Below are 10,043 nucleotides of genomic sequence, written 5' to 3'. Positions count from 1 at the left end.
GCTTTGAAGGAGGCGATCGCCGGTTGTTCCCCGGAAACGATTATTGAGACGGTGGCGGTGGCTAGTTTATGGTCGGACCAGGCCCAGCAACAAACCCAAATGGGGGGGCGAATTTACTGCCCGTTGACCATTCAGCTACCCCGTTGGCTGGATTTTCCAGGACAAAATATTTACCAGGCATGTCAGGAAATTAATGCCCGTCGTCAGTGGGTGAGCCAACAGCTTAATTTACCTTTGTGTAGTGACGCTAATTGGTTGGGGGATCATTGGCTGCCAATTATTGTGACAGCCAATGGCATACAATTCCTACCTCTAATCTATGAGGGGATGATGCCCAATGCCTATGAGATGGTGTCCTGGGATTTACCGCCCTATCAACGCTACCAAAATGGTTTGGAGAATTTGGCCCAGGCTTTGGTCAAGGAGTTGAAGGCTCCACCGGCAGTTTATTTGCTACAGTTCAGCCTTGCCCAAGGATTACTATTTGACCGACTTTGGCCATTCCCTGCGGCGCCGGCCATTGCCACCATTAACCATGGCCACGCCAATCTATACACTTACCATTGGTGTTGTTTGAATAATCTGCCCCTACCGACGAGTCTGGGCGATCGCCAACCGCAACAATTATTGAGTCTTTGACCTATGCCCCAACCCACTACTCCCGAACCGGGGCAAGAATCGGTCTGGGATTATCCCCGTCCTCCCCAAATTGAAGCTTCTAGCCAAAGGGCGGTGATTATATGTGACGGCATCACCATTGCCGATAGTTGCTCGACTCAACGGGTATTAGAGACCAGCCATCCACCGGTTTACTATTTTCCTCCCCAGGATGTCCGGACTGAATATCTGGAGCTTTCCACTAGACATTCCTATTGTGAATGGAAAGGGGAGGCCAGCTATTATCATCTCAATTTAGGCGATCGCCGGCGAGATAACGTGGCTTGGTATTACCCCACTCCCAATACTAGATTTAGCGTGATCAAAGATTACATAGCCTTTTATCCCAGTAAAATGGATGCCTGCTATGTAGATGAAGAGTTAGTAACTGCCCAGCCGGGGGATTTCTACGGTGGCTGGATTACATCGAAAATTGTCGGCCCCTTTAAGGGTGGCATTGGCACCTGGGGCTGGTAATTGGCCAGTCGATAGAACAGTTGGTTGCGACGGGGGACAATATTCGTTAGATTACCGAAAACTGCCTGATTGCTGTTCTGATTAACCATGGCCAAGTCCCATCCTTCTGGTTTGACAGCGCGTTGGCACCATGCCTTGGCGGAAATTCCTCAGCCCCAGTGGGACCGATTGGCGGTGCCCCTACAAACTCCCTTCCTGGAATGGCATTGGCTCCATAACCTGGAAACCTCCGGCAGTGCTGTTCGTAACACCGGTTGGCAACCTTGTCATCTGACCGTATGGCAGGGGGAAACCTTACTAGGAGCAGCGGCTTTATATCTCAAAGGCCATAGTTACGGAGAATTTGTTTTTGATCACCAATGGGCAGATTTAGCCCAACGATTAGGCATTGACTATTATCCAAAGTTGCTGGGTATGGCTCCCTTTACCCCTGCTGAAGGCTATCGTTTTTTAATTGACCCTGAAGCTAATGAATTTTTGATCACCCAAATTATGGTGGAAGCCATTGACCACTTTTGCCAAACAAATCAAATTTCTGGTTGTAATTTTTTGTTTGTCGATCGCCAATGGCAAAAGCAAATGGAAAATTTAGGCTTCACTGGTTGGTTGCACCATAGCTATATCTGGCAAAATCAAAATTTTCAAAGTTTTGACGATTATTTGCAAATTTTTAATGCCAATCAACGGCGCAATATCAAACGAGAGCGGAAAGCGGTGCAAAAGGCCGGCTTACGTATTCAAGTTTTACAAGGAGATCAAATTCCCCATCATTTTTTCCCGGCAATTTATCGTTTTTATAGTAGTACCTGTGACAAATTCTATTGGGGTAGCAAGTATCTAACTAAAAAATTCTTTCAGTCTTTGTACGAAGATTACCGGGCTAGGGTGGTTTTGGTGCTAGCTTTTCCAGAGCACGACGATCAACATCCCGTTGGTTTATCTTTTTGTCTACGCAAAGGCGATCGCCTCTATGGTCGGTACTGGGGGAGCCTGGCAGATTATGATTGTCTGCACTTTGAAGCGTGCTACTATCAACCGATTGAATGGGCCATTGGGGAAGGTATTCAACTATTCGATCCAGGGGCTGGGGGTCGCCATAAACGCCGTCGAGGTTTTCCCGCCACAGCTAACTACAGCTTACATCGGTTTTACCACCCTAAAATGCAACAAATTTTGCAGATCTACATTGATGAAATTAATGCCATGGAGCAAGCAGAAATTGATGCCATTAACCAGGATTTGCCCTTTAGTAGAAAGGAAATCAGCCTGGCATTAGAACAATAAAAGCTAACTCAATTATCCTGGTCACAAGACTAACCAAATGGCTTTCTTTTATTGGGGGAGGATAATTTTCACCAAATTCTCTGGAGCTTTAGCAACTTAAAAAAACACAAAAGCTGTGGCAACCCAGATTACCCCGAGAAGAAATTTACCAAGTCGATAGTAAACCTTGATCAACCTGAGTAGGGTTAGGATGCGGAACCCGGGACTTGAACCCGGAAGTCCTTACGAACACTAGAACCTGAATCTAGCGCGTCTACCAATTCCGCCAGTTCCGCTTGCGGTGGTTTTTCTTACCGAAAGAATATCATCCCCCAGGATTGACCGGAAGTCAACAGGCTTTTGCCGAGAAATCATAGCGGCTTAATTTTTTTGATACCATGGGGAACTGCCGACTTTTCCCCGGCCCTATCCCGAAATCACCATGGCACTAATCGTTCAAAAATTTGGCGGCACCTCCGTTGGCACTGTGGAGCGTATTCAAGCGGTGGCCCAACGTATTAAACGGACTGTACAGGGGGGGAACTCCCTAGTGGTGGTGGTGTCGGCCATGGGAAAAAGCACCGATGTGCTGGTGGATTTAGCCCAGCAAATTTCCCCCAACCCCTGTCGTCGGGAGATGGACATGTTACTCTCCACCGGGGAGCAGGTGTCCATTGCCCTATTGAGTTTAGCCTTACAGGAAATAGACCAGCCCGCCATTTCCCTCACCGGAGCCCAAGTGGGCATCGTCACCGAGGCCGAACATAGCCGGGCCCGCATTCTAGAAATTCGTCCCGATCGCCTGGAGCACCATTTAAGGGAAGGGAAAGTGGTGGTCGTAGCGGGATTCCAGGGCATCAGTAGCGTAGAACATCTAGAAATTACTACCCTGGGACGGGGCGGCTCAGACACCTCTGCGGTGGCCCTGGCGGCGGCATTGAAGGCAGATTTTTGTGAAATTTACACCGACGTACCGGGCATTCTCACCACCGATCCCCGCCTAGTGCCGGAAGCCCAACTGATGGCGGAAATTACCTGTGACGAGATGTTGGAATTGGCCAGTCTGGGGGCAAAAGTGCTCCATCCCCGGGCAGTGGAAATTGCCCGCAATTATGGCATTCCCTTGGTGGTGCGTTCCAGTTGGAGTGACGAGCCGGGAACAAAAGTAGTGGCTCCCCCGGTACAAAACCGTTCCCTGGTCGGGCTCGAAATTGCCAAGGCAGTGGATGGGGTGGAATACGACGCCGATCAAGCAAAAGTCGCCCTGTTGCGGGTGCCCGATCGCCCAGGGGTAGCGTCGAAGTTATTTCGGGATATTGCCCAACAACAGGTGGATATTGATTTAATTATCCAATCTATCCACGACGGCAACAGTAATGACATTGCCTTCACCGTTGTCAAAGACTTACTCAACACAGCGGAAGCCATCACCACCGCCATTGCCCCAGCGCTCCGCAGTTGTCCCGAAGCGGATCAGGAAGCGGAAATTATTGTCGAAAAAGGCATCGCTAAAATTGCCATTGCCGGGGCCGGTATGATCGGTCGCCCTGGCATTGCCGCCAAAATGTTCAAAACTTTGGCCGATGTGGGAGTCAACATTGAAATGATTTCGACCTCCGAAGTTAAAGTTAGCTGTGTTATTGACCAACGGGATGCAGACCGGGCGATCGCCGCCTTATCCAACGCCTTTGGCGTCACTCTGTCCCCACCCAAAAATCAAGCCAATACTTCCCATCTGCCCGCTGTGCGGGGGGTAGCCCTAGACCAAGACCAAGCCCAGATTGCCATTCGCCATGTGCCTGATCGCCCTGGCATGGCCGCCCAACTATTCACCGCCCTAGCCGAAGCCAATATCAGTGTGGATATGATTATCCAATCCCAGCGCTGCCGCATTAATCAAGGCACCCCCTGCCGGGATATTGCTTTTATGGTGGCGGAAGGGGATAGCAGTCAGGCTGAGGCGATTTTGCAACCCTTGGTCAAAAATTGGCCCGATGCAGCGGCGGTAGTGAACAAAGCCATCGCCAAAGTCAGCATTGTCGGTTCCGGCATGATTGGCCATCCGGGGGTAGCGGCCCACTTCTTTGCCGCCCTGGCCCAGGAAAATATCAACATTGAAATGATTGCCACCTCGGAAATTAAAATCAGTTGTGTGGTGCCCCAGGATAGGGGAGTGGATGCCCTGAAAGCTGCCCACAGCGCCTTTAATTTGGCAGGGACAAAAACCGTCACCGTGCCTGCTTAGAGCCTATTTTTCAAACACTTTCTAAAGGAGTTTGACATTTCTTGTTTAGACAAATTGCATAGGGAATCCCCAAATGTCACCAGATTTTACTATGGGTCTACAGGCGATCATCTAACGCTGGACTTATAAGTACACGGCCTGAAACCTTTGTCGTTAAATCCTTTCCGTGGTTGTCTTCCAATTGGTCTACCCATTTTGACGGAAGAGGGATATCGTTACCTAACTAAGTATTAACCGGAAACTTTCCATATAATACATAGTTAAGTTAGCCTATAGCCAGTCTGCTCATGCTCGCTACTAATTCAATACTTAAACGCTTGCCCTCTGAGCTTGATCGCAAGCAACTCCTCTTCTTTGACGGTATGAGACATGCAGTGGAAATCGTGTCGCTGGCGCACTCACGCCTGCAGGCGACACTCACACGCATCGCCCTTTCCGAAGAGGGGGCACAACTTGGACATGAATTCACGTTGGCCTTCCTCGACGCTTGGGCCATTGTTGATGCAATTGACCGGTTCCGTTCGTTGTGGAAATTCGCGCCCGGTGCTGTCGACGATCCATCTTTTGAAAAAATAACCCAACCGATTCGTGATCTTCGAAATGTTTCGGATCACTTGGCGCAGAGATCTGAATATGTAGTCGCTCGCGCCGGCACAGCTCTCGGCATACTCAGTTGGTGTACGGCGTTAAGAGAAGATGGATGCGAGGGATATATTTGTACAATTGTGCCAGGTACACAGCAGTCAGGCCGCCATCAAGTTATGAACCCTGCTGGTCGACCGTGGAAGTACCCAACCAGCATGATTGAATTGGCCGCAGGAGAGTATAGAGCATGCCTCTGCGATATGCTTCCCCCGATAGGGGTTCGCGTGAGGCAGCTCGAAATTTCCATCGAAAATGCGTTGGCTCAGCATGGTTTCGTCGGGCGGCAAGGTGGAACAGATCTTCTAATTAGGATGCAGATCAAAGCAAACCATACAGGCAACGTGCAAGATGATGACGAGGGTAAACTGAGTGGCGGGCTTGCCTAACCATACCCTCTATTGGGAGCTTGGACGTTTACAACATAGACTTAAATGATGGTTTATTCCCCCTTGATGACATCATACTCTAGCGCAAAAATCTAGAAAGTGATTTATCCACAAACATTTTTCCCTTGACTCAAGCCTTTCTGTTTTCCCATCACCATGACCCACACCGCCATTGTTAATCCCCTGCTTCAAGGCCGGGGTTTACCCGCCTTCGACAAAATTCAAGCTACTGATGTGAGCCAGCGGTGACCACCCTGGTGCAGGAACCAGAAGCCCAGTTAACTGAGTTGGAAGAGGAAATTTTATGTTAAACGTTACTGTTGAAGAAATGCAGCGTGATCCTTTGAAATATCTTCGGCAAGTAGAGGCAGGTGAGACTCTCGTTATTGTTAGATTTGACAAGCCGATCGCCGAACTCAAACCTATTACCAGTGGTAAGCAATTGAGACCGTTCGGTTTGTGTGCAGGCGAGTTTACCGTTCCAGATGATTTCGATGATCCTTTTCCGGAAGATCTTCTCAGTGCGTTCGAGGGCAAATGAGGATTTTGCTAGATACGCATATCTTTTTGTGGTTTATTAGTGGCGATACCCAGTTGTCAACAGGGGCTCGGGATGCAATTCGTGATCCAGACAATGAGGTCTACCTGAGTTCAGTTTCTGTCTGGGAAGCAATTGTCAAATACCAATTGGGCAAGCTTCCTCTACCAGAGTCTCCCGAAACGTATTTGCCCAAGCAGCGCGAGCTTCATCAAATTGCCAGCCTTGCTCTTGACGAGAATAGTGTAGTTCAACTGGCTAAACTGCCACCACTACATCGTGATCCATTTGACAGAATGCTTGTCTGTCAAGCCTTACAGAATGGCCTGACAATTGCAACAGTAGATTCAGCAGTTCGTGCCTACTCAGTTAGTATTCTGTAGCAGCGCAGCTCAACAACGTTGCCTGATTTTTTCATTGCCTTCATGCCAAAATTTAGGGAGTGGTTTATCCACAAGAATTTTTCCTCTGACCCAAACTTTTCTGTTTTTCCATCACTATGACCCACACCACCGTGATTAATCCGCTCCTTCAAGGCCGGGGTTTACCCGCCTTTGACAAAATTCAACCCACCGACGTGGAGCCAGCGGTGACCACCCTGGTGCAGGAACTAGAAGCCCAATTAACCGAGTTGGAAAAATCCGTACAACCCACTTGGGAAGGCTTGGTGGAACCCCTGACGACCCTGGAAGAAAAGCTGGGTTGGACCTGGGGCACCGTTTCCCATTTGATGGGGGTGAAAAATAGTCCCGAATTGCGCCATGAGTTTGAACAGGTACAACCCTTGGTGGTGAGATTCATTAGCCGCTTGGGACAAAGTCGTCCCCTTTATGAAGCCTTTGTGGCCCTGCGAAATAGCGCCGAGTGGGACAAATTGGAGCCGGCCCAGCAACGCATTGTGGAAAGCAATATCCGGGAAGCGGAATTGGGCGGTGTCGGTTTAACGGGAGAAAAACGGGAAAGATTTAACGCAATCCAGTTGGAATTAGCGGAACTGGCCACCAAGTTTTCCAATAATGTGTTGGATGCCAGCCAAGCGTTTGAATTGAAATTAACGACTGAAGAAGAAATTGCGGGGTTACCGCCTAGTTTATTAGCCCTGGCGGCCCAAACGGTCCAACAGAAAGGGGAAGAAAACGCCACCTTGGAAGAAGGTCCCTGGATAATTACATTGGACTATCCCAGCTATCTACCCTTTATGAAATATAGTCAGCGGGAGGATCTACGGGAAAAAGTTTACCGAGCCTTTATCCGTCGGGCGGCCGATGGGCAGTGGGATAACCATCCCCTGATTGAAAGAACTTTGGCATTGCGACTGGAAAAATCTCAGTTGTTGGGATTTGACACCTATGCAGAGTTGAGTTTGTCTCGCAAAATGGCTCCCGATGTGGCAGCGGTGGAAAAACTGTTGGAGGAGTTACGGGTTCCCAGTTATAAGGCGGCGGAGCAGGAATTTGCCGATCTACAGAAATTTGCTGGGGTGGCAGAGCTACACCATTGGGATACGGCCTATTGGTCGGAACGACAACGGGAACAGGAATTTGATTTTGATGCGGAAGCTCTGCGGCCCTATTTCCCCTTGCCCCAAGTGCTGGAAGGTCTATTCGCCCTAGCTAAACGGCTCTTTGGGGTCACCATTCAGCCCAGTCAAGATTCGGCTCCAGTGTGGCACCCTGATGTGCAATTTTTCCAAGTGCTGAATGAATCAGGCACGGCGATCGCCAGTTTTTACTTAGATGCCTATAGCCGGCCGTCGGAAAAACGGGGCGGTGCCTGGATGGCGGATTGCTTAAACCGGGGTCAAGAGTTGGTAAATGGGCAAAAATCCCTGCGTCTGCCAGTGGCTTATCTAATCTGTAACCAAACGCCGCCGGTGGGGGATCAGCCTAGTCTGATGACTTTTTATGAAGTGACCACCCTGTTCCATGAGTTTGGCCATGGGTTACAACATTTGCTGACCACGGTTAATTACAGCGGTGCGGCGGGCATTAATAACGTGGAATGGGATGCCGTGGAACTGCCCAGCCAATTTATGGAAAATTGGTGCTATGACCCCACCACCCTGTTTAGCTTGGCCAAGCATTACCAAACCGGCGAGACTTTACCCCAGGCGGAATACGAAAAAATCCTCGCCACCCGTAATTTTATGACCGGCTCCGCCATGCTCCGGCAAATTAATTTCAGCTTGCTGGATTTGGAATTGCATCATCGCTATCGTCCCGACGGCCCGGAAACCATTGAACAAATTGGCGATCGCCTGGCGAAAATCACTACCATTTTGCCTCCCCTGCCAGAAAATGCCTTTCTCTGCTCCTTTGGCCACATTTTTGCTGGGGGTTATGCCGCCGGTTACTACAGCTATAAATGGGCAGAAGTGCTCAGTGCCGATGCCTTTGCCGCCTTTGAGGAAGTGGGCTTAGACAATGAAGCTGCGGTGCAAACCACAGGTAAACGTTTTCGAGAAACGGTGTTGGCCTTGGGGGGAAGCCTCGCGCCGGCAGTGGTCTTTGAAAAATTCCGGGGACGACAACCACAAACTGCTCCCCTGTTGCGCCATAACGGTTTGTTACCCAGTGCAACTTAAGCGATTGCCCGATTAATGAATTGAGCAATGAACCTTACCAACTCCCGCATCTCCCCTGCTGGCTTGGCCGTGAGATCGGTGGAGTTGGGGGTTCAAGGTATAATTCTGAATACTATTGGGAATAGCCTAAATTACAGTGTCCATTCAACTCGGTATCATCGGCGGTGGGGTAATGGCGGAGGCCATCCTGGCCCGCTTAATTGCAGAGAAAACCTACGCCCCAGAGGAAATTATAGTGGGAGAACCCCACGGTGCCCGACGGGATTATTTACAAAAAACCTATCAAGTTAAAGTTTCCCCCGATAACCAAGAGGCGGCCAATGTTTCTGAGGTGCTGTTGCTCGCGGTTAAACCCCAGGTGTTAGACCGGGTCCTGGCCAGCTTAGCCGGAGGAGCCAATCGTCCCTTGGTCATTTCCATTTTGGCCGGGGTTTCCCTGCAAAGAATTCAAAAAGGCTTTCCTGACCATGCCATTATCCGGGCCATGCCCAATACCCCCGCCACCGTTGGGGCCGGCATGACGGCGATCGCCGCTAACAAAATGGTAGAGCCGGATCAGTTAGCCAAGGCCAAGGCCATCTTTTCGGCGGTGGGCAATGTGGTGGAAGTGCCAGAAAATTTAATGGATGCCGTGACGGGGGTTTCCGGTTCGGGCCCGGCCTACGTCGCTTTGATGATCGAAGCCCTGGCGGACGGTGGCGTTTTGGCCGGATTACCCAGGGCGATCGCCCAAAAATTGGCCTTGCAAACGGTGTTGGGAACGGCCCAGTTAATCAAAGACACCGAGGAACACCCCGCCCAAATTAAAGATAAGGTCACCAGTCCGGGGGGCACTACCATTGCTGGGGTAGCAGTGCTGGAAAAAATGGGCTTTCGCTCCGCCATCATCGAAGCTGTGCGGGCTGCCTATCGCCGTTCCCAGGAACTAGGCAAAAAATAAATGCATGGCAGTATTTAGTCAGGACTTACGCAAGATAGATGAGGTTAAGGTAGTAGGATGACTTCTTTCACTCGTTTAGATTACTGTCAGTATTTACTGAGTAGCCCAATTAACTACACCCTAACAAACCTTGCCAAGCATCTCGATGGTGTGAGCCATGACCGGATCAAACGTTACCTACAAGGAGTAAAACTGACTCCTCGTCTGCTGTGGGAACAGGTACGTCTAGAGCTAATCGAATCACCAAAAGCTTATGTTGTCTTTGACGATACGGTGTTAGACAAAAGCTATAGTCAAAAAATCGAATG

General features: G+C 49.7%; 9 protein-coding genes, 1 tRNA gene and 1 pseudogene. 10 read left to right on the top strand and 1 reads right to left on the bottom strand.

All coding sequences use genetic code 11. The annotated features are described in order from the left end of the window. The 3 genes from IQ219_RS11275 to IQ219_RS11265 form a co-directional block, all read left to right on the top strand. The coding region (locus IQ219_RS11275) for a hypothetical protein (protein WP_194072656.1) at window positions 1–639 on the top strand (639 nt) is incomplete at its 5' end. A gap of 3 nt (window positions 640–642) precedes the next feature. Beyond that, window positions 643–1,134 carry a DUF427 domain-containing protein gene (locus IQ219_RS11270; RefSeq protein ID WP_194021277.1) on the top strand — a complete coding sequence of 164 codons (492 nt, stop codon included), beginning with the start codon at window positions 643–645 and terminating at the stop codon, window positions 1,132–1,134. Between the two features lie 87 nt (window positions 1,135–1,221). Continuing rightward, the gene (locus IQ219_RS11265; protein ID WP_194072655.1) at window positions 1,222–2,418 is read left to right on the top strand and encodes a GNAT family N-acetyltransferase; all 1,197 of its coding nucleotides are present in this window, start codon (window positions 1,222–1,224) and stop codon (window positions 2,416–2,418) included. A gap of 191 nt (window positions 2,419–2,609) precedes the next feature. Here the strand turns inward: IQ219_RS11265 and IQ219_RS11260 are convergent. Next, window positions 2,610–2,693: transfer RNA gene (locus tag IQ219_RS11260), tRNA-Leu, on the bottom strand. Window positions 2,694–2,839: 146 nt separating this feature from the next. Between IQ219_RS11260 and IQ219_RS11255 the strand changes: the two genes are divergently transcribed. The 7 genes and pseudogenes from IQ219_RS11255 to IQ219_RS11225 form a co-directional block, all read left to right on the top strand. Beyond that, window positions 2,840–4,642 carry an aspartate kinase gene (locus IQ219_RS11255; protein WP_190596624.1) on the top strand — a complete coding sequence of 601 codons (1,803 nt, stop codon included), beginning with the start codon at window positions 2,840–2,842 and terminating at the stop codon, window positions 4,640–4,642. Between the two features lie 287 nt (window positions 4,643–4,929). After that, window positions 4,930–5,673, top strand: coding sequence for a hypothetical protein (locus IQ219_RS11250; protein ID WP_194072654.1), 744 nt, complete (start codon window positions 4,930–4,932; stop codon window positions 5,671–5,673). 304 nt (window positions 5,674–5,977) lie between these two features. Further along, window positions 5,978–6,214, top strand: coding sequence for a type II toxin-antitoxin system Phd/YefM family antitoxin (locus IQ219_RS11245; RefSeq protein WP_194072653.1), 237 nt, complete (start codon window positions 5,978–5,980; stop codon window positions 6,212–6,214). Next, entirely contained in the window at window positions 6,211–6,594 is a 384-nt protein-coding gene (locus IQ219_RS11240) for a type II toxin-antitoxin system VapC family toxin (RefSeq protein WP_194072652.1), read from the top strand. Before IQ219_RS11245 ends, IQ219_RS11240 begins: the two co-directional genes overlap by 4 nt. A gap of 116 nt (window positions 6,595–6,710) precedes the next feature. Further along, entirely contained in the window at window positions 6,711–8,795 is a 2,085-nt protein-coding gene (locus tag IQ219_RS11235; protein ID WP_194072651.1) for a M3 family metallopeptidase, read from the top strand. 136 nt (window positions 8,796–8,931) lie between these two features. Further along, window positions 8,932–9,735, top strand: coding sequence for a pyrroline-5-carboxylate reductase (gene proC / locus IQ219_RS11230; RefSeq protein ID WP_194021256.1), 804 nt, complete (start codon window positions 8,932–8,934; stop codon window positions 9,733–9,735). A 57-nt stretch (window positions 9,736–9,792) separates the two neighbouring features. After that, window positions 9,793–10,043 (top strand): annotated as a pseudogene (locus tag IQ219_RS11225) (transposase); the annotation flags it as partial.

It is taken from the genome of Synechocystis sp. LEGE 06083, assembly GCF_015207725.1.
In the GTDB taxonomy this organism is placed as follows: domain Bacteria; phylum Cyanobacteriota; class Cyanobacteriia; order Cyanobacteriales; family Microcystaceae; genus Synechocystis; species Synechocystis salina.
Note: the sequence above shows the minus strand (reverse complement) of the source record. Positions and strands in the feature narration are given on the sequence as shown.

Excerpts from the sequence above, each read along its gene's own strand:
- IQ219_RS11270 (WP_194021277.1), top strand. The coding sequence starts at position 643 with ATGCCCCAACCCACTACTCCCGAACCGGGGCAAGAATCGGTCTGGGAT.
- IQ219_RS11265 (WP_194072655.1), top strand. The coding sequence starts at position 1,222 with ATGGCCAAGTCCCATCCTTCTGGTTTGACAGCGCGTTGGCACCATGCC.
- IQ219_RS11240 (WP_194072652.1), top strand. The coding sequence starts at position 6,211 with ATGAGGATTTTGCTAGATACGCATATCTTTTTGTGGTTTATTAGTGGC.
- IQ219_RS11250 (WP_194072654.1), top strand. The coding sequence starts at position 4,930 with ATGCTCGCTACTAATTCAATACTTAAACGCTTGCCCTCTGAGCTTGAT.
- IQ219_RS11255 (WP_190596624.1), top strand. The coding sequence starts at position 2,840 with ATGGCACTAATCGTTCAAAAATTTGGCGGCACCTCCGTTGGCACTGTG.
- IQ219_RS11245 (WP_194072653.1), top strand. The coding sequence starts at position 5,978 with ATGTTAAACGTTACTGTTGAAGAAATGCAGCGTGATCCTTTGAAATAT.
- IQ219_RS11235 (WP_194072651.1), top strand. The coding sequence starts at position 6,711 with ATGACCCACACCACCGTGATTAATCCGCTCCTTCAAGGCCGGGGTTTA.